Source organism: Arthrobacter sp. 'calajunan', assembly GCF_046940185.1.
GTDB classification, from domain to species: domain Bacteria; phylum Actinomycetota; class Actinomycetes; order Actinomycetales; family Micrococcaceae; genus Glutamicibacter; species Glutamicibacter soli.
This window is the reverse complement of sequence record NZ_JBKZDY010000004.1, coordinates 44695-68415: the sequence shown is the minus strand read 5'-3', so window position 1 is coordinate 68415 and position 23721 is coordinate 44695. Positions and strand designations below refer to the sequence as shown.

Below are 23721 nucleotides of genomic sequence, written 5' to 3'. Positions count from 1 at the left end.
CATAGCCTTAGTCCACTACACATTAAGGATGGCTGAACGATGGTTCTGCGAGAACTCTCTGACGAAGACCGCATCCGGGCACGCGCCAAAGCACTTGCTGCCCGCACCCGTCGTGCTGAAATCAAGGCCCAGTTCAGTGCCGGCAAAATTTCCATCACCGAGGTACTAGACTTGGTATACGAAGATGAGGCCGTGGGACGCATGCGTGTCATGGACCTTCTGGAATCGGTACCGGGCGTTGGTGAAGTACGCGCGGCGAATTTGCTGGAGCGACTTGGCATTTCCCCATCCCGCCGGCTGCGCGGACTGGGACGCAAGCAACGCACCGCAATTACCGAGCACTTCAAGCAAAGCCCGCCAAAAACGAAAGTGTAGTCAATGACCGTTGCGTCGGTAACTGTTCTAGCCGGCCCCACGGCTGTAGGTAAGGGCACCGTGTCCACCTACATCCGAGATAACTATCCAGACGTCTGGCTTTCGGTGTCGGCAACGACACGCGATCCACGACCCGGTGAAACCGACGGAGTCCACTACTTCTTTGTGGGCCCCGAGAAGTTCCACCAGCTCGTCGACGAGGGCCAGATGCTGGAGTGGGCCGTGGTCCACGGCCAGAATAGCTATGGCACCATCCGCTCAACGGTGGAAGACGCGGTAGCCGAGGGCAAGAAGGTGCTGCTGGAGATCGATCTTCAGGGTGCCCGCCAGGTCAAGGAGTCGATGCCCGAGGCAAAATTCGTCTTCCTGGCCCCGCCGTCATGGGACGAATTGGTCCGCCGCCTGATTGGCCGCGGCACCGAAACGCCCGAAGAACAGCAGCGTCGGCTGGAAACCGCTAAACTAGAACTTGCGGCGGAATCAGAATTCGACGTGACCATCGTCAACGACGATGTCGCACGTGCCGCCGAAGAGCTTGTGGCCCTCATGGGGCTGAAGAATGACTAAAGGGAGTCTTGTGTCCAACCTAGAGGGAATCATCAACCCATCGATCGACTCGTTGCTTGAGACGAACGACTCGAAGTACGCGATCGTGCTGAATTCGGCTAAGCGTGCCCGCCAGATTAACGCCTACTACGCACAGCTTAACGAAGGCCTGTTCGAGTACGTCGGTCCGCTGGTGGAAACCAAGCTGAACGAGAAGCCTCTGACCATCGCCCTGCGCGAGCTGGATGAGAACCTCCTGAAGGTGACTCCGGCCGAGGTCACCGAGGACTAGTCGAAAAGGTGGCGCCCCATTAGTGGGCGCCTTCTTTTTCGTTAAGCACCAAAAAACACGCCCGCAACGGGTCGATGCTCCGCGGTGCGGTGAAAATCACTGCGACCGCCCAACCATCCAAGGAAGAGCTGCGTGAAGCGAATCGTCTTAGGCGTCTCAGCAGGGATCGCCGCCTACAAATCCGTGCTCCTGCTGCGCCTGCTGCGCGAGGCCGGACACCACGTCGACGTCATCCCCACCGGGAACGTCGCCAAGTTCGTCGGCAACGCCACCTGGGAGGCGCTCTCCGGCAATCCGGTGACCTCCAACGTCTTCGACGCCGTCGATACCGTGAACCACGTGCGCCTGGGCCAGCAGGCCGATCTGGTGCTCGTGGTGCCGGCCACCGCCGACATCCTCGCCCGCGCCGCCTCCGGGCTGGCCGACGACCTGCTCACCGGCACTTTGCTGGCCACCCGCGCGCCGGTGGTCATGGCCCCGGCCATGCACACCGAGATGTGGCAGCACCCGGCCACCGTGGCGAACACCGCCGTGCTGCGCGAGCGCGGGGTGCGCGTGATCGAACCGGCCTCGGGACGGCTGACCGGCAAGGACAGCGGCCCCGGCCGCCTGCCCGAGCCCGATCAGATCTTCGAGTCCATCCAGGACCTGCTCTCCGAGCCGATCCTGGCCGGTCGCAAGGTGCTGATCACCGCCGGCGGCACCCGCGAGCCGCTGGATCCGGTGCGCTTCCTGGGCAACCGCTCCTCGGGGCGCCAGGGCGTGGCGCTGGCGCAGGCCGCCCGTGACGCCGGCGCCCAGGTCACGCTCATCGCCACGCACCTGGAGGTGCCGGCCCCGCACGGGGTGGAGCTGGTGCATGCCTCCAGCGCGCTGGAACTGCGCGAGGCGGTCTTCGCCCACGCCGAGGGGCAGGACGCGCTGATCATGAACGCCGCCGTCGCCGACTTCCGCCCGGCGACCATCGAGGGCTCGAAGATCAAGAAGCGCGACGAGCATTCCGCCCCGGTCATCGAACTGGTGCGCAACCCCGACATCCTGGCAGAGATCGTCTGCGCCCGCGGCGCGAACGACCAGCTGCCGCCGGTGATCGTCGGCTTCGCCGCGGAAACCGGCGACGACCAGGGCAGCGTGCTGGACTACGGCAAGGCGAAGCTCGCGCGCAAGGGCTGCGAGCTGCTGGTGGTCAACGAGGTCGGCGCCAACTTGACCTTCGGGACCGACAGCAACACCGTGCAGGTGCTGTTCGCCGACGGGAAACCTGCAGTGGGCGCCGCCGGAAGCAAAATCGAGGTGGCCCGCGTCGTCATCGAGCAGCTCGCCGCCGAAATAAACGGACATGTTGCCGACGCAAAGTGAGCCGCGCCATATAGCGCTTGGTCACGAACGCAGCAAGTTCTGCCAACCGGTCGATACGACCAGATAGAGTACAAAGGTGACTTCAACAACCCCTGAACTACGTCTTTTCACCTCGGAATCCGTTACCGAGGGCCACCCGGACAAGATCTGCGACCAGATCTCCGACGCGATCCTCGACGCCATGTTGGCGCAGGACCCGGATTCCAAGGTCGCCGTCGAAACCCTGACCACCACCGGCCTGGTGCACGTGGCGGGCGAGGTAACCACCAACGGCTACGTCGAGATCCCGGAGATCGTGCGCCGCACCATCCTGGACATCGGCTACGACTCCTCGGCCAACGGCTTCGACGGGGCGCGCTGCGGCGTGTCGGTCTCGATCGGCCAGCAGTCCCAGGAGATCCACGACGGCGTGTTCAACTCGTTGGAGTCCCGCGAAGGCATCGCCAAGGACCCGCGCGACATGCAGGGCGCCGGCGACCAAGGCCTGATGTTCGGCTACGCCTCGAACGAGACCGCCTCGCTGATGCCGACCCCGATCTTCCTGGCGCACCGCCTGTCCGAACGCCTGACCCAGATGCGCAAGAACGGCCGCATGCCGCTGCTGCGCCCGGACGGCAAGACCCAGGTCACCATCGGCTACGACGGCGACACCCCCGTCTCCGTGGACACCGTGGTGGTCTCCAGCCAGCATGCCTCCGAATACGAGCTGAACACCCTGAAGGCCGACCTGCTCGAGGAGGTCGTGACCCCGATCCTGGAGCGCTCGGAGCTGGACATCTCCAGCACCAAGGTGATCCTGAACCCCTCGGGACCGTTCATCATCGGCGGCCCGGTGGGCGACGCGGGCCTGACCGGCCGCAAGATCATCGTGGACACCTACGGCGGCTTCGCCCGCCACGGCGGCGGCGCCTTCTCCGGCAAGGACCCGTCGAAGGTCGACCGCTCGGCCGCCTACGCCATGCGCTGGGTCGCGAAGAACGTCGTGGCCGCTGGGCTGGCAAGCCGCGCCGAGGTCCAGGTGGCCTACGCGATCGGCGTCGCGCGTCCGGTGGGCCTGTACGTGGAGACCTTCGGCACCGAGACCGTGGACCCGGCGAAAATCACCGCCGCGATCAACGAGGTGTTCGACCTGCGCCCGCTGGGCATCATCGAGGACCTTGACCTCAAGCGCCCGATCTACCGCAAGACCGCCGCGCACGGCCACTTCGGCCGCGACGACAACGACTTCACCTGGGAGAAGCTGGACCGCGTCGACGCTCTGCGCAGCTGGTTCAACGCCTAGCAGCAGTGGAGCAAGACGCCCTCATCTCAGCACCCGGCCAGGCCCGCCTCAAGCGGGTCGCCCGGGTGCTGATTGATTCCTCGGTCCCGCACCTGGACCGCCTCTTCGACTACGAGGTGCCCGAGTCCATGCACGCGGCAGCCCAGGTCGGGGTGCGCGTAAAGGTGCCCTTCGGCCCGCAGCAGCTGGCCGGGTTCATCGTCGAGCTGCTGGAGGACCACCAGCCGGCGATGAAGCTGCGCCCGCTGTCGAAAATCATCTCCGAGAGGGTGGTGCTGCACCCGGACGTCCTGGCCGCCGCCTCGCTGGTCGCCGCGCGTTACGCCGGGACCCTGTGGGACGTGGTGCGCCTGGCAGTGCCCACCCGCGCGGCCAAGGTCGAGGCCGAGGAGCTGGTGACCGCCCCGGCGCTGGCGTTGGGGGACGCCCCGAACCAGCTGGAGCACTACGAGCAGGGTTCTGCGGTGCTGCAGGACTGGGCCGACGGGGCCACCCGGCGCGCGGTGGCGAGCTGGGCGCCGAATTTCCACGGCTCCTGGCCCGGGTTCCTGCTGGATGCCGCGCGGCCGGTGCTTCAGCGCGGGGCGCGGGTGCTCATCGTGGTGCCCGACGCGCGCGACCTTGACCTCTTGTGCGCGCACCTGGACGAGCAGCTCGGCGCCCAGTCCTACGCGCGGCTGCAGGCCGACGACGGCCCGACCCCGCGCTACCGCAACTTCCTGCGCGCCATCGGCGGGCACGTGCAGCTGGTGGTCGGTACCCGCTCCGCCGCCCTGTGCCACGTGCCGGACCTGGAACTGATGATCATCTGGCAGGACGCCGACCGCTCGCACCGCGAATTGCGCGCCCCCTACCAGCACAGCCGCGAGGTCGCGCTGCTGCGCAGCCAGCAGGCGGGGATCTCGCTGCTGCTGGCTTCCCCGTCGCGCTCCGTGGAGGCCCAGCGGCTGGTGGCCACCGGCTGGGCCAGCGAGCTGAAGCTGCCGCGCGACACGCTGCGTGCCCACACCCCTCGTGTGGTGGCCACCACCAACGACTTCGAGCTGGGGCGCGACCCGCTGCTGGCGCGGGTGCGCATCCCGTCGCTGGCCTGGCGCGAAGCCACCAAGGCGCTGGAAACCGGCCCGGTGCTGGTGCAGGTCGCCCGCACCGGATTCATGCCGGCGCTGGCCTGCCAGGACTGCCGGGCTCCGGCGCGCTGCCGGCTGTGCCAGGGACCGCTGCAGCTGGCCGGGAAGCAGTCGCATGTGGGCTGCCGCTGGTGCGGGGAGCAGTTCCACGACTACCGCTGCGGGCAGTGCGGCTCGCCGCGCGTGCGCGCCGCCAGCATCGGCGCCGACCGCACCGCCGAGGAGCTTGGCCTGGCCTTCCCCAAGGTGAAGGTGCTCTCCTCCACCGGGGCCAAGCCGCTGGCGAGCCTGGGCGACAAGCCGGCGCTGGTGGTCGCCACCCCTGGCGTCGAGCCCGTCGTGGAGGGCGGGTACGCCGCGGTGCTGCTGCTGGATGCCGACAAGATGCTCGCCTACGATTCGCTGCGCAACACCGAGGAGGTGCTCGCACGCTGGTTCACCGCCGCCTGCCTGGCCCGCAGCAGCGGGGTCGTGGTGCTCACCGGCAGCCCGAGCCCGGCCGGCGCCGCGCTGGTGCGCTGGGATGCCGCCGGATTCGCCGACCGCGAGCTGGCCGAACGCCGCGAGGTCGGGCTGCCGCCGGCCGTGCGCAGCGCCCTGGTCTCCGGGCCCGGTGCCGAACGGCTGGTCGCCGCGCTGGACGATGACATCCGGGCGCTGGTCGCGATCCACGGGCCGAGCATCATCGACGGACCGCCCGTGGAGCACCGCTACGTGCTGTTCTTCAGCTACGCGCACGGCCAGGCGGTCACAGAAGCGCTGCGCGCCCTGCGCGCCCGCATGTCAGCGGCCAAGGAACCGGTGGCGACCATCGCGGTCGATCCCGACGAGGTCCTCTAGGCCACGGCCTGCCCATCCCGCGGCCGGGCGTCCAGGCTCAGGTAGCCGTTGACCGTCGCGTAGAAGCGGTGTCCCGCCCAGTCGCGCCGGCCCACCCGGACGCGCCGCGGTTCGCCCTGCACCTGGCGGTGGCTGGCCTGCACGTACACGTCGTAGATGTCCGGGGTCAAGGGCTGCAGCTCCTGTCCGCCGTGCAGCGCGAACGCGTCCGCCGCGGGGCGCAGGGGCAGGGCCGCGTCCGCGCCGCAGTGGCGTGGGCGCAGGATCAGCTCGGCCAGCTGCGGCGGCGGGCCGGCAGGAACGAAGTGCGGGACTCCTGCGGCTTGCCGGCCCTGCCTGTCCTGCCGCACATTCCAGTGTGCGGCCAGCAGCTGCTCGAGCAGCGCCCACGCCTGCATCTGCCGGGCATCCCCGGTGCGCAGCGCCGCCGAGCGCTGCCGGTGCGGGAAGCCAAGCTGCGATTCCAGCTGCGCTGGGATGAAGCGTGCGACGAAGCCCGCGTGGGCGCGCAGCCAGCTGCGCCGCCGCCACCGGCCCATCCCCAGCCAGCGTCTGGGCCGGTAGGTGCGCAGGATCTTGCGCCGGTAGAGGTCGAGCACCATGCCCTGTTCCAGATCGGCCGGAAGCCGCGCGGCGCGGACCTGCTCGGCGATGCGCGCCACCGACCGGGTGCAGCCCTCCGGGTCGGCCTTGCGGGCGCTGATGTTGTTGGCGTCCTGGCGGGTGCGCAGGAAGTAGTAGTCGTCGTCCGCCAGTACCGCGGTGCGCTCGGCGGCCAGACAGCAGGCGGTGATGAAGATGCCGTCTTCCAGCCGCACCCGCCCCTCGGGGAAACGCAGCTCCGGGCGCTCGATCAGCGCGCGGCGGATGAGTTTCTGCGGGGCGAGGGTGGCGAAAACCTCGCGCAGCTCGGCCTTGGGGTTGTTCTTGGCCAGCAGCGTGCGGTTCACCGGGCGGCCGTTGAGCCCGGCGATGCGCGGGAGCACCATGTCCGCCTGGTGCAGCTGCGCGTGGTCCAGCATGCTGCGCAGGGCGTGGCTGGCCAGCATGTCGCCGGCATCGGCGAAGAAGACGTAGTCCGCCTCGGTGGCCGCCAGCCCGCGGTTGCGCGGCTGGCCCGGCCACCCGCTGTTGCGCTGGCGGATCACCCGGGTGCCCGGGTGCGCGGCGGCGAAGCGGTCCATGAGCTGCGGCCCGCCGTCGGTGGAGCCGTCGTCGACCAGGATGAGCTCGAAGTGCTCCGGATCCAGGTCCTGCGCCGCCAGGCTGTCGAGCAGTTCGCCCAGGTAGGGCATCGCGTTGAAGACCGGGACGATGACCGCGACGCGCGCGCTGCCGGAGCTGGCCGTGGGACCGGTGTCCGACGCTCGGATGCCGCGTTGTGAAAGCCGCGCGCGGACCAGGCCCAAGCGCCGCCGCAGCGACCCAGCTAATTCCCCCTATGCCATGCGCCCCCATTTCCCCGGCCAAACCCGCGAACGCAGATAGCGGGCCTGCCTGGTACTCTAGCGCCTGGTGGGGCGGGTCACACCTTCATGACGAGGGCCGCGGACAGGCGCCGCCCCAGCTGCGTGCTTAACCGCCGAGCCCCTCCAGGAAGCGCCGCACCGCGGCCGCAGCCTGGGGCGCCTTCTCATAGTGGATCAGGTGGCCGACGTCGGGCAGCATCAGCAGCCGCGCGTCGGCGAACGTGGCGCGCAGCGCCTCCTGGGTGGCCGGGGAACCCAGCTCGTCCTGCTGCCCGCCGACCATCAGCGTCGGGATGCCGATGACCCGGGAGTATTCGCCCACGGTGTGGCTGATCGAGGCCAGGTAGGCTTCGGCCAGGGTATCGCGGGAGTGGAATCCGCCGAAGTACGCGCGGTGCTGGTCGCGCACGTAGCGGCGCATCTGCGGGTCGCGGCTCTTGGTCATCACCAGCGACATGCCGTCGGTGAACAGCCTCGATCGCAGCAGCGGCTCGCCGATGCCGGCCGGCAGCGCCGCGCACAGGGCGTAGTAGCCGCTGGTCAGCTGCGCCAGCAGCGCCTGGGAGGATTCCAGCGCCGGTTCGGAGATCGGATTGAGCAGGGTCAACGAGGCGAAGTCGCGCCCGGCGGCCAGCCTGGCGGCGATGATGGACCCGAAGGAGTGCCCGAGCAGGTGGGTGGCCGGGCCCAGCTGCAGCTCGTCGGCCAGCACGTCGAGCATCCGGGCGTAGCCCTCGACGTCGTGCGGGGCCTGGGTCATGGAGCTGGAGCTGCCGAAGCCGGGCAGGTCGGGCACCACCACGGTGTAGCCGGGAAGCTGGGCGATGATGCGGTCCAGCCCGTGGTGGTCGCCGCGGAAGCCGTGCACCGCGAAGAGCACGCCGCGCGATTCGGCAGGCACGGCCCGGTAGGTGAAGACCTTGGTGGCGGAGCCGAAGAGGCGGTGCGTGCTGACAAGTTGCGTGCGTGGGCTCATGCCTCAAATCCTACCCGTCCAGCAGCGCCAGGGCCGCGCCCTCGTCGATCACCAAATCGGTGATCAGCCCGCCGTTCAGCGCCCCGCGCACGGCATCGATCTTGCCCCGGCCGGCCACCACGCAGAAGCGCTGCGGCACCCGGCGCAGGGTATCGAGCGCGGGCCCGGTGGAGCGGGCGTTGATCCCGATCCCGGAGCTGTGCCCGTGCCGGTCGAAGAACACCGTCGCCACGTCGCCCACCACACCGATCTTCGCCAGCTGCGCGGTCTCCTGCTTGCTCAGGTAGCCGCCGCGGTAGACCTGCGAGGTGACATCCGACCCGGCCGCGCCCAGCGAGAACACCGCCAGGTTCATCTCCGACTGCACCTTGAGCACGCGCTTGACCGAGGTTTCCTGCCACATCGCCCGGCGCGTGGACGCGCGGTCGAAAAACGCCGGCACCGGGAACTGCTCGGTACGCGCGGTGAACGCCTCGCCGAAGCGGGTGAGGATCTCGCTGGCGTAGCGCACGCCGCTGGTGACAGGGTTCGCCGCGCCGTTCAGCTGCACGATCACGGTGTCATGGGTGGGGTGGGAGCTGAGCGCGGTGGACACCGCCTGCATGGTCGAACCCCAGGCCACCCCGATCGTCATCGAGGAGGAGACCATCGCTCCTAGCTGGTGCGCCGCGTGCGCGGCGACGCGGGAGAGCAGTTCCGCGTCGTCCATGGCGCCGTCGGTGGGCACCACCTGCACGTTGATGCCGAAGCGCTCGGCCAGCCGGCCGGAGAGCTGGGCTGACATTCCAGCGCTGGGGGAGATGCTGATCGAGACCATGCCGGTGCGCTTGGCGTGGGTGAGCAGCCGCGAGACGGTCGAGCGGGAGGTGCCCAGCTCGCGGGCGATGACCTCCATCTTCAAATCCTGCAGGTAATACAGCTGGGCGGCGCGCAGCGCGTCCTTCTCACGGGTGCCGTACTGCACGGATGTGTCATGCGCAGGGCGTCGGTAGGGCCCTGCAGGGGGTGGTTTCTGCATCAATCTGACCATTTCTGCACGTTTGTGCAATTCATTTGACCGCTTTGCAAACTACCGACAACACTAACCCGTAGAACTACTCAATCGTTACAAAGGGGCAACACGTCGTGAATCGGGAACAGCTGGCCAAACTGCGCGAACGGCCCCAGGCACGGGTTCTGGTCGTCGGCGGCGGCATCAACGGTGTCGCCACCTTCCGCTACCTTGCCATGCAGGGCATCGACGTTGCGCTGGTCGAACGCGGAGACTACTGCCAAGGCGCGTCGGGCGCCAGCTCGCACATGATCCACGGCGGCATCCGCTACCTGGAAAACGGCGAGTTCCGCCTGGTGCACGAGTCGGTGCAGGAGCGCAATTCGCTGCTTCAGATCGCCCCGCACTACGTCAAGCCGCTGCAGACCACCATCCCGATCTTCTCCACCTTCTCGGGGATCCTCTCCGCTCCGATGCGCTTTGTGACCCACAAGTCCGGCAAGCCGACCGAACGCGGCGCCGCCCTGATCAAGGCCGGATTGGTGATGTACGACGTGTTCGCCGGAGTCGGCGGGCGCAACACCCCGTGGCACAACTTCAAGGCCGGCGCCGCGGCCCGCAAGGACCTGCCGGCCCTGCGCGACGACGTGAAGTACACCGCGACCTACTTCGACGCCTCGGTGCACAACCCTGAGCGCCTGACCCTGGACGTGTTGCAGGAAGGCCTGCGCGTCAACCCGGACGCCCGCGCCAGCAACTACGTGGAACTGGCAGGGGTCGACGGGGGCACCGCGCAGCTGCGCGACGTGCTGACCGGGCAGAGCTTCGACTTCGACGCCGAGGTCATCATCAACGCGACCGGCGCCTGGGTCGACGTGACCAATGAGCAGCTGGGCCGGAAGACCAAGTGGACCGGCGGCACCAAGGGCTCGCACATCGTGCTGGACCACCCCGAGCTGCTCGCGGCCACCGGCGGACGCGAGATCTTCTTCGAGCACGAGGACGGGCGCATCGTGCTGATCTACCCGATGCTCGGGCGCGTGCTGGTGGGCACCACCGACCTGGAGCACGACATGGCCGAGCCGGCGGTGTGCACCGAGGAAGAGGTCGACTACTTCTTCGAGCTGGTCCACCACGTCTTCCCGCGCATCACCGTGCGCCGCGAGCAGATCGTCTACAAGTTCTCCGGCGTGCGCCCGCTGCCGAACCACGACGACACCGCCCCCGGCTTCGTCTCCCGCGACTACCAGGTGCGCGAAACCCGGCTCACCGACACCACCACGATGCTCTCGCTGATCGGCGGCAAGTGGACGACGTTCCGGGCACTGAGCGAGAACCTGGGCGGCAAGGCGTTGGAATTCCTGGGGGAGCGCGAGATCCGCTCCACCGCCGGCGTGCCGATCGGCGGCGGCAAGGACTTCCCGATGAACGAGGGCGAGCTGGCCGCCTGGTACGCCGCGCGCGAGAACGCCGCCGGGCGCGACCGCCTGCGGGTGCTGCTCGAGCGCTACGGCACCGGAGCGGACGCGGTGCTGGCCCAGCTTGGCGAGGACACCGCGCTGCAGCACTCCGACGAGCTGTCCTGCCAGGAGCTGGCCTACATGGCCGCCCACGAGCAGGTAGGCCGCCTGATCGACGTCTTCATCCGCCGCACCAACCTGGCCTTCCGAGGCCTGGTCACCAAGGATCTGGTCAGCGAGGCGGCACGCTGCCTGGCTGGGCCGATGGGCTGGGATGACACCCAGACCCAGGCCGAGATCGCCCATACGATCTCGGTCCTGGCAGGCAGCCACGGGGTCGACCTGGACTGAGCCTGCCGTTGCTGCCGGCGGCAGATCGCCGCCGGCAGGATGTGATATCACCTCAAAGGTCAAAGATGCCCATGCAAGTGTTCATTTCCGAATTCACCGGTACTTTTATCCTCGTTCTCATGGGCGCCGGCGTCTGCGCCAACGTCTCGCTGAAGGGCACCCTGGGCAGCGCCGCAGGGTGGGTCGCCATCAGCTTCGGCTGGGGCCTGGCCGTCTTCTCCGGTGTCTGGGTTTCGGCCCCGTCCGGCGCCCACCTGAATCCCGCGGTCACCCTGGGATTGATGGTGAACCCCGAAGCAACCGAGCTGGCCCCAGGCATCCCGAAGTCGGCAGCGACCGCGCTGGTCTACGTGGCCGCGCAGTTCATCGGCGCTTTCCTGGGCGCCGTCACCGCCTGGCTGGCCTACAAGAAGCACTTCGACGAGCCGGCCAACCAGGGCAAGGTGCTCGGAGTGTTCGCCACCGGCCCGGCCATCCGCTCCTACGGGTGGAACGTGGTCTCCGAAGCCATCGGCACCTTCGTGCTGGTGTTCGTGATCGGCGGCTTCGGCGGGACGCCGCACGGGCTCGGCCCGCTGGCGGTCGGCCTGCTGGTCGTCGCGATCGGCCTATCCCTCGGCGGAGCAACCGGATACGCTATCAATCCAGCACGTGACCTCGCCCCGCGTCTTGCGCATGCGGTGCTGCCGATCCCCGGCAAGGGGTCCTCGGACTGGGCCTACTCGTGGGTTCCCGTCTTCGGTCCGCTGGCCGGCGGAGCCTTGGGCGGCCTGGCCGTCGCCGTCCTGCTGTAATGCCGCACCCACTAGAGAAAGTTGATCGACAGTGAGCAACAAGTACGTCATCGCCATTGACCAGGGAACCACCAGCTCCCGCGCCATCGTCTTCGACCACGCCGGAGAGGTCGTCTCCGTGGGGCAGAAGGAGCACGAGCAGATTTTCCCGGCCGCCGGATGGGTGGAGCACAACCCGATCGAGATCTGGGACAACGTGCGCGAGGTCATCGGCACCGCGCTGGCCAAGGAGAACCTGACTCGCCACGACATCGAGGTCGTCGGCATCACCAACCAGCGCGAAACCACCGTGGTGTGGGACAAGCACACCGGTGAGCCGGTATACAACGCGATCGTCTGGCAGGACACCCGCACCCAGGACATCGTCGACGCGCTGTCCGCCGAGGGCGGGATCGAGCGCTACAAGGACCGTGTCGGGCTGCCGCTGGCGACCTACTTCGCCGGCACCAAGATCAAGTGGATCCTGGAGAACGTCGACGGGGCGCGCGAACGTGCCGAGGCCGGCGACCTGCTGTTCGGCACCACCGACACGTGGGTGCTGTGGAATCTGACCGGCGGGCCGGAGGGCGGCGTGCACACCACCGACGTCACCAACGCCTCGCGCACCCTGTTCATGAACCTTGAAACCCTGCAGTGGGACGAGCAGATCCTGGCCGACTTCGGGGTTCCCGCCTCGATGCTGCCAGCGATCAAGTCCTCCTCCGAGGTGTACGGCACGGTCGCCTCCAACCAGCTGCTGCGCGAGGTGCCGGTCGCCGGCATCCTGGGCGACCAGCAGGCGGCAACCTTTGGGCAGGCCGCCTTCGGTGCGGGCACCGCGAAGAACACCTACGGCACCGGCTGCTTCCTGATCTTCAACACCGGGCAGGAGATCGTCTCCTCGAGCAACGGGCTGATCACTACGCTGGCCTACAAGCTGGGCGACGCCGCCCCGGTGTACGCGCTGGAGGGCTCGATCGCGGTCGCCGGGTCGCTGGTGCAGTGGCTGCGCGACAACATCGGCATGATCGCCAGCGCCCCGGAGATCGAGGAACTGGCCAGCCACGTCGAGGACAACGGTGGGGTGTACATCGTGCCGGCGTTCTCCGGACTGTTCGCCCCGTACTGGCGTTCGGACGCGCGCGGCGCGATCGTCGGGTTGACCCGCTTCGCGGACAAGCACCACATCGCCCGCGCGGCCCTGGAGTCCACCGCGTTCCAGACCCGCGAGGTGCTGGACGCGGTCAACGCCGACGCCGAGGTGCCGCTGACCGAGCTGAAGGTGGATGGCGGCATGGTCGCCAACGAGCACCTGATGCAGTTCCAAGCCGACATCCTCGGCGTGCCCGTGGTCCGCCCGAAGGTCACCGAGACCACCGCGCTGGGCGCCGCCTACGCGGCCGGCCTGGCCGTCGGGTTCTGGAAGGACCTGGGCGAGCTGGAGGCGAACTGGTCAGAGGACAAGCGCTGGGAGCCTGTGATGGGTGCCGAAGAGCGCGAACGCAGCCTGCGGCTGTGGAAGAAGGCTGTCACCCGCACCTTCGACTGGGTCGACGAAGACACCAAGGCCTAGCGTTTTCCCGACGGCCCAACAGTCGGCCGACCACTGATCCCGGTCAACCACCAGGTTGGCCGGGATCCTTTTTCGTTCACCCGCGCCGGTCCGCGGGAGGATCCGTGGCCGGGGGCCCAGCGCCGCCGGGCGGGTCGTCGTCGAGCTGCAGGGCGCCCCAGTAGGTATTGCGCCGGGGCTTCTGCTCGGGATCAAGGTGCGGCGGCAGCAGCACATGCGGCAGCCCGTTGACGTCGACCACTTTCAGCTGGCCGGAGTGGCGGCCGTGGTGCTCGTTGGAGCACATCGCCGCCCCGGAGTCGACGCTGGTCGTGCCGCCTTCCGCCCATGGCTTCTTGTAGTGGTCGATCTCCACCAGGTCCGGGGGCGTCGTGCATTCGGGCACAATGCACCCGCGATCACGGGCCATCACCGCCATCTTGATGTATCCCTGGTGGAAGCGCCTGGAGCGTCCGACGTCCAGCGGTTGGCTGTTGCCGCCCAGCACCAGCGGGATCACCCGGGCTGTGACCAGTAGTTTTCTCAGCTCGCCCGGCGGGATGTCCACCCCGTGGGCGCTGATGCCATGGGCCTCGGCCAGGTTCTGCAGGTCCTTGAGCCGCAGGTAGACCAGGACCTTCGGCACGATCGGCTTCGCGGCGCTCCCCGTGAACGACGTGGTGAGGATGGCCATCAGCGCGTTCAGCCGGCGCAGCGGGGCGCTCGGCTCCTCGGCGGCCGGCTCCTCGGTGTCGTTTTCATGTGGTTCGGCGTCGGGATCGGGCTTCGGGCCGTCATCATCCGCTGCGGTGCCCGCTGGGGACTCCTGATCGGGCTGCTGGTCCGCGCTGCTGGAGGGCTCCAGGTCTTCCGCGGCCCAGCCGGGCATCGGCCCCTCGGGCTGGAGCCAGTCAGGCGTCGGCCGCTGATCGCCGGACGCGGTGCCCTCATTCTCCGCTGCGGGGGATTCCTGTTGTGCGGGGGAGTCCGGGGGCTCGGGCGAAACGGCCTGATCCGCGTCGGGCTTGCGCGCGTGCTTGCCGGCCTTGGTGCGTTTGCTGCCGGACTGGGCCGCTACCGAGCGCAGGTACTCCGCGTGGGCGGCCAGGGTGCGCAGGGTGAAGGTGTGCACACCCCGGACGACTGGCCCGATGAACAGGCCCAGGTCCGGCGGGAGCTTTTCCTCGTGCAGCTCCTTGTAGGTCTTGATCTGCGTGCCGATCTGCTTGCGCGCCTCGATCGGGCCGAGCTCGCGCAGCGCGGCGGCTGCATGCTCCTCCAGCAGCCTGCCGTCGGCCGCGCGGGCGGTGAGCGAACAGGGCACCCCGTCGAAGGTGGTGTCCGGTTTTTCGAGCTTCTCCAGGCTGCGGGCGGTGCCGGCGATGGCGCGGCGGTCGGCCTGGCCCTGGGCGTAGATGCTGGCCAGGTGCTCGAAGCGCGGCGCGCAGATGGTGCCTTGGGCGGTGCGCCGGCCGATGAGCAGGTGCGCGTCGTCGATCCGGCGTTGCGCCTCGAAATAGGTGATGCCCAGCCATGCGGCGAGCAGATCGCCGGCGGTCTTGTAGCTAGCCCGCCCGGTGGCGAACTCGGGCTCGACCTCCAGATCGCAGGTTCCGGCGCGCAACGCATCGTAGGTGGCCAGGCTGAGCCCGGCCGCGCCGGTGACCTCGGCCTCCAGCGCGCCGGCCAGCTGCTCGCGGTGCACCTGCTGGGCGAACTGCTCCACCAGCTGCGCATGGGCGAGGACCAGGCGGGGATCGCGCGTCTCGTGGACCAGCCGGCCGAGCGCGGTGAACAGTGCCAGGCACAGCGCGCCCAGGCGCACCAGCATGCCAGCGGTGAGCTGGGTCCCCAGATGCTTCGGGGAGGTGCACAAGGTGTGCAGCGCGGTGAGCAGGGCTTCGGTGGTCATGAATCCAGCCTCGGGCCGAAGCCGGCGGCGCGGGGGCAGGCGCCTGCGCAGTGTGGATAACCCGGCCAGCCGATTTTCCGGCTGCGGCCTAGGGCGCCGCGGAGGAGGGTGGCGAGGCAGGGTCCCCAGGCGCCGGCGGCAGCTCCGGATAGGCGTCGTCGGGCAGCGAGATGGTGAAGCCGGCGTCCCACACCGCGTGGCCGGTGACGGCGACCCGGCCCTCTCCCTCGGTGCTGCCCAGCAGCACGGAATAGGAGCTGCCCATCTGCTCGCCGACCAGCACCTGCACATTCTGCGGGGTGACCCCGGCGCCTGCCAGCAGCTCCCGGGTCCTGCCGAGCATGCTCGGCTCCAGCTCGACGCCGGCGTAGGGGGTTGCCACCCGGCAGGCGGCTTCCACGTCCTGGTCGTACGCGGCCTGGACCAGCTGGCGGCCGGCTTGCTCCAGGGAGGCGACAGGTTTCCTGCCGTCGCAGGTGTGCCCTTCGTAGGTGCCGAGCATGGCGCAGCCCGAGAGCAGGAGCGCGCCGACGGGCAGCAGCAGGCCCGGGGCGAGGACGCGGCGCGCACGGCGCGGGAAGCATGGGATCATGAGCCCATTGTGGCCGATGGCGCGATCGACCGCATCGATGTTTCAGGCGCGAAGGTGCCGCGGCGCGGACTGTGGGCAAGCTTGCGCTTCATCGATGCGGCATGCACCGCCCGGGGTGCGATAGAATCACCCTATGTATTCCCAGCGCGACCTAGTCTAAGAGCGGCCTGACGGCCGTACCCCCGAGTGGAAATTTGGGGGCTTTTGTTGTGTCTGGAAGCAGAAACCAGTTTTCCGTCAGGAAATTTTTCCGCGAATCTGTGAGAAGAGCTCAGTGACATCATCGACGAACGAGACCAGAACCTACGACTTCAAGGACATTGAGTCCAAGTGGCTACCGGTTTGGGACGAGCTAGAGGTGTTCAAGCCGGCCGACGACGGCACGCGTGAACGCCGTTACGTCCTGGACATGTTCCCCTACCCCTCGGGCGACCTGCACATGGGCCACGCCGAGGCCTTCGCCATGGGCGACGTCGTGGCTCGGTACTGGCGCTTGCGCGGCTACGATGTCATGCACCCGATCGGCTGGGACTCCTTCGGCCTGCCCGCGGAAAACGCAGCGATCAAGAACAACGCGCACCCCTCGGACTGGACCTACACCAACATCGACACCCAGGCCGCCAGCTTCAAGCGCTACGCCATCTCCGCCGACTGGGACCGCCGCCTGCACACCTCGGATCCGGAGTACTACCGCTGGACCCAGTGGCTGTTCACCAAGTTCTACGAGAAGGGCCTGGCCTACCGCAAGGACCACCCGGTGAACTGGTGCCCGAAGGACCAGACCGTGCTGGCCAACGAGCAGGTCGTCAACGGCGCCTGCGAACGCTGCGGCACGCAGGTGACCAAGAAGTCGCTGAACCAGTGGTACTTCAAGATCACCGACTACGCCGACCGCCTGCTGGAGGACATGGAGCAGCTCAAGGGCCACTGGCCCGAGCGCGTGCTGCTGATGCAGAAGAACTGGATCGGCCGCTCCGAAGGCGCCGAGGTGACCTTCGAGATCGAGGCGCACGATGAGAAGCCTGCGGTGAAGATCCCGGTCTTCACCACCCGCCCGGACACCCTGTATGGCGCGACCTTCATGGTGGTCGCCGTGGACGCGGACCTGGCCGGAGAACTGGTCACCGACGAGCACCGCGAAGCCCTGGAAGCCTACCAGGAGCAGGTCAAGGCGCTGTCCGAGATCGAGCGCCAGTCCACCGAGCGCGAGAAGACCGGCGTGTTCACCGGGCGCTTTGGCATCAACCCGCTCTCGGGGGAAAAGCTGCCGATCTGGGCCGCCGACTACGTGCTGGCCGACTACGGCACCGGCGCGATCATGGCAGTGCCCGCGCACGACCAGCGCGACCTGGACTTCGCCCGCACCTTCGACCTGCCGGTGCGCGTGGTCGTCGAAACCGGGCTGGAAGACCCGAACGAGACCGGCATCGCCACCGCCGGCGAGGGCAAGCTGGTGAACTCCGGCGCACTGGACGGCCTGGAGAAGGCCGACGCGATCGCCAAGGCCATCGAGATCGTCCAGGCCGCCGGCACCGGCGAGCACACCGTGAACTTCCGCCTGCGCGACTGGCTGCTGTCCCGCCAGCGCTTCTGGGGCACCCCGATCCCGATCATCCACTGCGAGGCCTGCGGCGAGGTGCCGGTTCCCGAGGACCAGCTGCCGGTGCGCCTGCCCGATGACCTGCGCGGCGAGCAGCTGGCCCCGAAGGGCACCAGCCCGCTGGCGGCCGCCGATCACTGGGTCAACGTGGCGTGCCCGACCTGCGGCGGCGCCGCAAAGCGCGACACCGACACCATGGACACCTTCGTGGACTCCTCCTGGTACTTCCTGCGTTTCGTCTCCCCGAACTACACCGAGGGCCCCTTCGACCCGAAGGCCGTGCGCGACTGGATGCCGGTCGGGCAGTACGTCGGCGGCGTCGAGCACGCGATCCTGCACCTGCTGTACTCCCGCTTCTTCACCAAGGTCATCTACGACCTGGGGCTGATCGACGTGCAGGAGCCGTTCAGCGCGCTGCTGAACCAGGGCCAGGTGCTCAACGGCGGCAAGGCCATGAGCAAGTCGCTGGGCAACGGCGTGGACCTGGGCCAGCAGCTTGACAAGTTCGGCGTCGATGCCGTGCGCCTGACCATGGTCTTCGCCTCCCCGCCGGAGGACGACGTGGACTGGGCCGACGTCTCGCCGTTCGGTTCGCAGAAGTTCCTGGCCCGCGCCTGGCGCGTCGCCCAGGACGTGGCCAGCGCCCCGGGCGTGGACTACGCGGCAGGGGACAAGGCGCTGCGCCAGGTCACCCACCGCACCGTGCACGAATCCGCCCAGCTGCTGGACTCGGGCAAGTTCAACGTGGTGATCGCCAAGACCATGGAACTGGTCAACGCCACCCGCAAGACCATCGACTCGGGCGCCGGCGCCGCGGATCCCGCGGTGCGCGAGGCGGCCACCGTTATCGCGCAGCTGCTGAGCCTGTTCGCCCCGTACACCGCGGAGGACATGTGGCAGGCGCTGGGCTACGCCCCGAGCGTCGTGACCAGCGCCTGGCCGACGGTCGACGAGTCGCTGCTGGTGGACGACACCGTCACCGCCGTGGTGCAGATCAAGGGCAAGGTGCGCGCGCGCCTTGAGGTCCCGGTGGACATCTCCGAGGACGCGCTGCGCGAGCAGGCGCTGGCCCACGAGGCCGTCGTGCGCATGCTCGACGGGAAGGCGCCGCTGAAGGTGATCGTGCGCGCCCCGAAGCTCGTGAACGTGGTCCCGGCGCCGTAGGTCCGGCCCGACGTGTACCGTAAGCTCAAGACATGACTGAGCGATCCAAGAGCCCACGCACGGGCTGGCTGCACAAGCTGCTGGCCCCGCGTGGGCTTTCTGGCACCCGGATCGGGGTGGTGACCGATTCGGCCTCCTGCCTGCCGCCGGCCCTGCTGCAGGCCCCGGACTTCATCCAGCTGGGCATCCCGATCATCGTGGACGACCATGTGCACGGCGAGGACACGACCGCGCTGATGATGGGCCTTGCCATGGGGCAGGCGGTGAAGACCTCGCGCCCGGCCCCCGGCGAGTTCGCCCGCGCCTACCGCCAGCTGGCCGAGGCCGGCTGCCAGGCGGTCATCTCCATCCACCTCTCGGCGGGGCTGTCCGGAACCGTCGACGCCGCCCGGCTGGCCGCCTCCGAGGCGCCGGTGCCGGTGAGCGTGATCGATTCGCGCACCGTGGCCATGGCCCAGGGCTTCGCGGTGGCCGACGTGCTCGCCGCGCGCGACGCCGGCGCCGGGCTGGGCCTGCTGGAGCAGATCGCCTCCGGCGCGGCGGTGAACCGCGTGTACTTCGCGGTGCCCTCCCTGGAGCAGCTGCGCCGCGGCGGGCGGATCAGCGCGGTGTCCTCGGTGTTCGGCAACCTGCTGAACGTCAAGCCGATCCTGGGCATCGCCGGCGGGGTGATCGCCCCGCTGGAGAAGCCGCGCTCCTTCGCGCGCGCCCAGGCGCGACTGGTGGCCCTGGCCCAGCGCGACGCCGCCGCGGCGACGGGCCCGGTGCGGCTGGGCGTGATGCACTTCGGCGCCGCGGAACTTGCCACCGAGATCGCCACCGAGCTGAACCCCTACTGCGAGGGCGAGGTGCTCATCGAGTCGCTGCCGGCGGTGCTGGCCGCGCACACCGGCATGGGGGTGCTCGGCGTGGCAGTGGCCCCGCTGTATCCACAGCCCGCGCCGCACCAGGGGCCTGCGGCATCCGGCTAGCCCAGACTGGGGTCCATGGGGCGCCATGACTTCTTCAGCAGGTACGCGCCACGTGCCTCGCGGCTGCGTTTTGCCGTGAGCCGCGTGGCGGTGCTCGTGCTGGTGCTGGTGGTGCTGGCCTGGATCGGGCTATCCATCCTGCTGGCCCCGCCGCCGACCACCACGCAGCTTGAGACCGTGCCGCTGGTCTCCGACCCCTCGCCGCCGCCCGGCGCCGCAACGCCGAGCACGGCGGCTGCTGGCGCCCTGCCTTCGGGCACCGCCGCGCCGGGGAACTCCGAGGGCGCGGTGACCGTGCACGTGGTGGGTGCGGTGAAGAAGCCCGGGGTGTACACCCTGCCCGCCGGGGCGCGCATCGTCGACGCGCTGGAGGCGGCCGGCGGCATGCGGCGCACCGCCCGCCCCGAACTGCTGAATCTCGCCGCCCGGTTGGCCGACGGCCAGCAGATCGTGCTGCCCGGCAGCGCGGACGCCCAGGCCGCCCCGCCCTCCGCCGCCGGCTCCAGCGCTCCGGTGGATGGCACGGACGGCGGCGCCGCCGGTGCGAAGATCTCGCTGAACAGCGCCGACGCGCAGCAGCTGCAGGAATTGCCGGGGATCGGGCCCGCGCTGGCCCAACGCATCATCGACTTCCGCGAAGCCCATGGGCCGTTCGCCTCCGTGGAGGAGCTGGACGCGGTCTCCGGCATCGGCCCGGCGGTGCTGGGCAACCTGCGCGAGCTGGTGCAGCCATGAGGTGCTTGTAGTGCGCACCGACTTCCGCGGGCTGTGGCTGCTTGCCGGGGCCTGGCTCGCCGCGCTGCTGCAGCCCCCGGGGTGGGCGATGCTGGCCCTGCTGGGCGCCTTCGCCGGGCTGTTCGCGCTGCTGCTGCGCGCCCGGCACGACGCGCCGCATGCGGCCCCGTGGTTCACCGGCCCGCTGGTGCTGCTGCTCGGCGCGCTGGCGGTGCTCGGCACGAACCTCGGCGCCGCCGAATGCACCCTGCCCGAACCAGGGGACCAGCAGCGCCGCATCACCGCGCACTTCGAGGACCCGCCGCGGCCCGCCGACGGCGGCGGGGTCGCCGGCGCCGCCCTGCTGACCGGCTACCAGCACCGCGGGCACTGGCAGCGGTGCCCGATCCCGATCCACCTGGCCCTGGCCGCCCCGCTGCCGGGCCACGCGCGGGAGTTCACCGTGATCGCCTCGCTGCAGCCGGCGCAGGACTCCGGCAGCTTCACCTGGTGGGCCCGGGCCGACAGCGAGCCGAAGGTCACCAGCTGGCAGCTGCCCACCCCCGCCTCGAATCTCAAGGAGCGCTTCGCCGCGCAGCTGGTCGGGCTGCCGCCGAACGCCAGGGCGCTGCTGCCTGGCATGCTCTACGGGGACCGCTCCGGGCAGGACCAGGCCCTGGGCGAGGCGATGAAGGGCAGCGGGCTGAGCCACCTGACAGCGGTCAGCGGGTCGAACATCGCCCTGGTCGGCTCGATGCTGATGGTGCTGCTGCGGCTGTTCGCCGTGCCCCGGGTGCTGGCCGGGGTGCTGATGGCTGCCGGGCTGGGGCTGTTCGTCGCCTTCGTGGGGCCCGATCCCAGCGTGCTGCGCGCCGGCCTGATGGGCGCGATCGCGGTGTTCTCGCTGCTCTCCGGGCGCGGCCAGGGCTCGCTGGGCATCCTGGGGCTCAGCGCCGCCGTGCTGCTGCTCGTGGACCGATCGCTGGCCGCCGAGCCGGCGTTCGCGTTGTCGGTGCTTGCCACCGCCGGCATCATCATGCTTGCCCCGCCGCTGGCCGAACTGGCAGCACGCATCCTGCCCGCGCTGCTGGCCGAACCCACGGCCATCTGCGTCGCAGCCCAGTTCACCTGCCTGCCGGTGGTGATCGCGCTGAACGCCGACTTCAGCCTCTACTCGCTGCCGGCGAACCTGCTCGCGGCCCCGCTGCTGCCGGTGATCACGGCGCTCGGGGTGGCCGCGCTGCTGCTGTGCACCGTGATTCCCGGCGCAGCGCACGTCCTGGCCTGGCTGATCGGCTGGCCGGCCGAGGCGATCGGGCAGCTCGCCCACCTGGCAGTGCGGCTTCCCGGGGCCAGCCGCCCGTGGCCCGAGGAACTGCCGGGCATCGTCATCGCTGCGGGCATCGCGGTGGTCTTCTGCGTGCTGCTCATCGCCGGCAGCCAGACCGAGCGGCTGCGCGTGCGCCGCACCTGCCTGGCGCTGCTCGGGGTGCTGGCGGTGTTCCTGGCCGCGCTGGTGCTGCCGGCGACGCTGTTCTGGAAGCCCCCGCTGCACGATCCGTGGACCATCGCCATGTGCGACGTCGGGCAGGGCGACGCGCTGGTGGTCCGCGACGGCGAATCCTCCGGCTGGCTCATCGACGCCGGGCCGCCGGGCGGCGGGGTCTCCGGCTGCCTGCGCCAGCTGGGCATCACCACGCTGAGCAAGGTGTTCATGACCCACCAGGACGCCGACCACTTCGGCGGCGTGCCGGAGCTGGAGTCCTCGGGCATCACGCTGGGGGAGCGCCTGGTCTCCGCCGGCTTCCCCGAGGCGCTCTGGCAGCCGCACCGGGTGCTGGTTCCGGGGGACACCGGGCAGGGGCAGGGCGTGTCCTACCGGGTCATCGGACCGGATCCCGCCATGGTGCCGGGGGCCGAGCCGAACGACATCTCGCTGGTGCTGCGCTTGAGCTTCACCCGCGGGGACCGGCAGATCGACTTCCTCACCGGCGGGGACATGGAGGAGCAGGCCATGCACCGGCTGCTCGCCGCCAGCCCGCAGGGGAACGCCACGATCCTCAAGGCCTCGCACCACGGCGCCCGCAACGGCGGGCAGGAGCTGATCGAGGCCGCCCGGCCCCGGGTGTTCCTGGTCTCGGTCGGCGCGGAGAACACCTACGGGCACCCCAACCAGGGCATCATCGACACCGCGCAGCGCCTGGGCGCCCAGGTGCTGCGCACCGACCAGCTGGGCACCGTTCTGCTCACATTGGATGCCGACGGCGTGCACGCGGCCTCGCTGGGGGCGCCGGTTCGGTAGGATCGAAGTATTGCCCCAGCACTAAGGAGTTCGATGGCACGCGCCCAGGCCAATCCCGGGATCTCTTGGCGAGACCTCACCCCGCAGCCGCTGATCCTGCTCTCCGGCTCGGAGCAGTACCTCGCCTCCCGGGCCTTCGAACTGCTGCGCGCCCAAGCCGCCTCCCGCGAGGACATCGCGCACACCCGGCTGAACGCGCAGAGCTACGAGCCCGGTGAGCTGCTGCTGGCCACCAGCGCCTCGCTGTTCTCCACCGCGAACCTGGTCGAGATCCACGACCTGGCGAGCATGAACGAGTACTTCCTGAAGGACGCGCTGGCGTACCTGAAGAGCCCGGCGCCGGAGAACGTGCTGATCATGCACCACTCAGGCGGCACCCGCGGCAAGAAGCTGCTGGACGCCATCAAGGCCGCCGGCGCGGTGATCGTGAATTGCCAGCCGGTGAAGAAGGACGCGGAGAAGATCGAGTTCGTCACCGCCGAGTTCAAGGCCGCCAAGCGCCGCATCACCAACGACGCGGTCAAGGCCCTGGTCGCCGCGGTCGGCAATTCGCTGGCCGAGCTCGGCTCCAGCTGCTCGCAGCTGAGCCAGGACACCACCGGCACCATCGACCAGGACGTGGTCGACAAGTACTACGGCGGCCGCGAGGAAGCCACTGCCTTCAAGGTCGCCGACGCCGCGATCGCCGGCAACGCCCAGGTTGCGCTGCGCATGCTGCGCCACGCGCTGAGCACCGGAACCGACCCGATCCCGATCGTCGCCACGCTGGCCATGAAGGTGCGCCAGCTGGCCAAGGTGCTAGGCGTGAATGAACCCGCCGCAGTGCTGGCTTCCCAGCTGGGCATGGCCCCGTGGCAGGTGCAGCAGGCGCAGCAGCAGGCCCGCGGCTGGAAGCGCTCGGATCTGGCGGCCTGCGTGGAGACGATCGCGCAGACCGACCGCATGGTCAAGGGCGGGGGACGGTCGCCGGGCTACGCACTGGAACGCGCGATCCTGTTCATCGCGGGCAAGGCCCCGCGCCACTAGCCTGAACCCACCAAGGCGCTGCCAGAAACTGGCGGCGCCTTCGT

At 69.4% G+C, this 23721-nt stretch carries 19 protein-coding genes; 14 read left to right on the top strand and 5 right to left on the bottom strand.

The annotated features are described in order from the left end of the window. Nucleotides 1-39: 39 nt before the first annotated feature. The 6 genes from mihF (at nucleotide 40) to RF641_RS07455 (ending at nucleotide 5824) form a co-directional block, all read left to right on the top strand. On the top strand, nucleotides 40-375 hold the full coding sequence (mihF, locus tag RF641_RS07480; RefSeq protein ID WP_047119171.1) for an integration host factor, actinobacterial type: 336 nt from the start codon (nucleotides 40-42) through the stop codon (nucleotides 373-375). A gap of 3 nt (nucleotides 376-378) precedes the next feature. Further along, nucleotides 379-942, top strand: coding sequence for a guanylate kinase (gene gmk, locus RF641_RS07475; RefSeq protein WP_047119170.1), 564 nt, complete (start codon nucleotides 379-381; stop codon nucleotides 940-942). Continuing rightward, nucleotides 935-1213 carry a DNA-directed RNA polymerase subunit omega gene (rpoZ, locus tag RF641_RS07470; RefSeq protein WP_047119169.1) on the top strand — a complete coding sequence of 93 codons (279 nt, stop codon included), beginning with the start codon at nucleotides 935-937 and terminating at the stop codon, nucleotides 1211-1213. Before gmk ends, rpoZ begins: the two co-directional genes overlap by 8 nt. Before the next feature lie 132 nt (nucleotides 1214-1345). Further along, entirely contained in the window at nucleotides 1346-2572 is a 1227-nt protein-coding gene (gene coaBC / locus RF641_RS07465; RefSeq protein ID WP_424572888.1) for a bifunctional phosphopantothenoylcysteine decarboxylase/phosphopantothenate--cysteine ligase CoaBC, read from the top strand. A gap of 76 nt (nucleotides 2573-2648) precedes the next feature. Continuing rightward, entirely contained in the window at nucleotides 2649-3854 is a 1206-nt protein-coding gene (gene metK / locus RF641_RS07460; RefSeq protein WP_047119167.1) for a methionine adenosyltransferase, read from the top strand. Between the two features lie 5 nt (nucleotides 3855-3859). Continuing rightward, nucleotides 3860-5824: a primosomal protein PriA gene (locus RF641_RS07455; protein WP_113606275.1), complete on the top strand. Its 1965-nt coding sequence runs from the start codon at nucleotides 3860-3862 to the stop codon at nucleotides 5822-5824. Here the strand turns inward: RF641_RS07455 and RF641_RS07450 are convergent. The 3 genes from RF641_RS07450 to RF641_RS07440 form a co-directional block, all read right to left on the bottom strand. After that, entirely contained in the window at nucleotides 5821-7233 is a 1413-nt protein-coding gene (locus tag RF641_RS07450) for a glycosyltransferase family 2 protein (RefSeq protein ID WP_424572887.1), read from the bottom strand. The two genes, RF641_RS07455 and RF641_RS07450, sit on opposite strands and share 4 nt — an antisense overlap. A 166-nt stretch (nucleotides 7234-7399) precedes the next feature. Beyond that, nucleotides 7400-8269 (bottom strand): alpha/beta fold hydrolase, encoded by an 870-nt coding sequence (locus RF641_RS07445; protein WP_053798106.1) that lies wholly within the window; start codon nucleotides 8267-8269, stop codon nucleotides 7400-7402. Nucleotides 8270-8279: 10 nt separating this feature from the next. Then, on the bottom strand, nucleotides 8280-9233 hold the full coding sequence (locus RF641_RS07440; protein ID WP_047119163.1) for a sugar-binding transcriptional regulator: 954 nt from the start codon (nucleotides 9231-9233) through the stop codon (nucleotides 8280-8282). Nucleotides 9234-9394: 161 nt separating this feature from the next. Here RF641_RS07440 and RF641_RS07435 point away from each other — a divergent pair, with 161 nt between their 5' ends. From RF641_RS07435 to glpK, 3 genes are all read left to right on the top strand, one after another. After that, nucleotides 9395-11071, top strand: a complete 1677-nt coding sequence (locus RF641_RS07435; protein ID WP_424572886.1) for an FAD-dependent oxidoreductase — start codon at nucleotides 9395-9397, stop codon at nucleotides 11069-11071. Nucleotides 11072-11136: 65 nt separating this feature from the next. Then, the gene (locus RF641_RS07430; protein ID WP_053798103.1) at nucleotides 11137-11865 is read left to right on the top strand and encodes an MIP/aquaporin family protein; all 729 of its coding nucleotides are present in this window, start codon (nucleotides 11137-11139) and stop codon (nucleotides 11863-11865) included. 31 nt (nucleotides 11866-11896) lie between these two features. After that, complete coding sequence (gene glpK / locus RF641_RS07425; protein ID WP_047119160.1) at nucleotides 11897-13417, top strand: glycerol kinase GlpK; 1521 nt, start codon at nucleotides 11897-11899, stop codon at nucleotides 13415-13417. Between the two features lie 76 nt (nucleotides 13418-13493). Here the strand turns inward: glpK and RF641_RS07420 are convergent, their stop codons facing one another. Then, complete coding sequence (locus RF641_RS07420; RefSeq protein ID WP_424572885.1) at nucleotides 13494-15308, bottom strand: HNH endonuclease signature motif containing protein; 1815 nt, start codon at nucleotides 15306-15308, stop codon at nucleotides 13494-13496. An 88-nt stretch (nucleotides 15309-15396) separates the two neighbouring features. Next, nucleotides 15397-15900, bottom strand: coding sequence for a hypothetical protein (locus tag RF641_RS07415; RefSeq protein WP_120989417.1), 504 nt, complete (start codon nucleotides 15898-15900; stop codon nucleotides 15397-15399). 274 nt (nucleotides 15901-16174) lie between these two features. On the opposite strand from RF641_RS07415, the gene leuS reads away from it, so the two are divergent. From leuS to holA, 5 genes are read left to right on the top strand one after another with little or no spacing between them, the layout of a single operon-like run. Continuing rightward, nucleotides 16175-18664, top strand: a complete 2490-nt coding sequence (gene leuS / locus RF641_RS07410) for a leucine--tRNA ligase (protein ID WP_424572884.1) — start codon at nucleotides 16175-16177, stop codon at nucleotides 18662-18664. 32 nt (nucleotides 18665-18696) lie between these two features. Continuing rightward, nucleotides 18697-19635 (top strand): DegV family protein, encoded by a 939-nt coding sequence (locus tag RF641_RS07405; RefSeq protein ID WP_047119156.1) that lies wholly within the window; start codon nucleotides 18697-18699, stop codon nucleotides 19633-19635. 15 nt (nucleotides 19636-19650) lie between these two features. Further along, nucleotides 19651-20370 (top strand): helix-hairpin-helix domain-containing protein, encoded by a 720-nt coding sequence (locus tag RF641_RS07400; RefSeq protein WP_424572883.1) that lies wholly within the window; start codon nucleotides 19651-19653, stop codon nucleotides 20368-20370. 10 nt (nucleotides 20371-20380) lie between these two features. Beyond that, entirely contained in the window at nucleotides 20381-22651 is a 2271-nt protein-coding gene (locus RF641_RS07395; protein ID WP_424572882.1) for a ComEC/Rec2 family competence protein, read from the top strand. Nucleotides 22652-22684: 33 nt separating this feature from the next. Then, nucleotides 22685-23677 carry a DNA polymerase III subunit delta gene (gene holA, locus RF641_RS07390; protein WP_424572881.1) on the top strand — a complete coding sequence of 331 codons (993 nt, stop codon included), beginning with the start codon at nucleotides 22685-22687 and terminating at the stop codon, nucleotides 23675-23677. Nucleotides 23678-23721 lie beyond the last annotated feature (44 nt).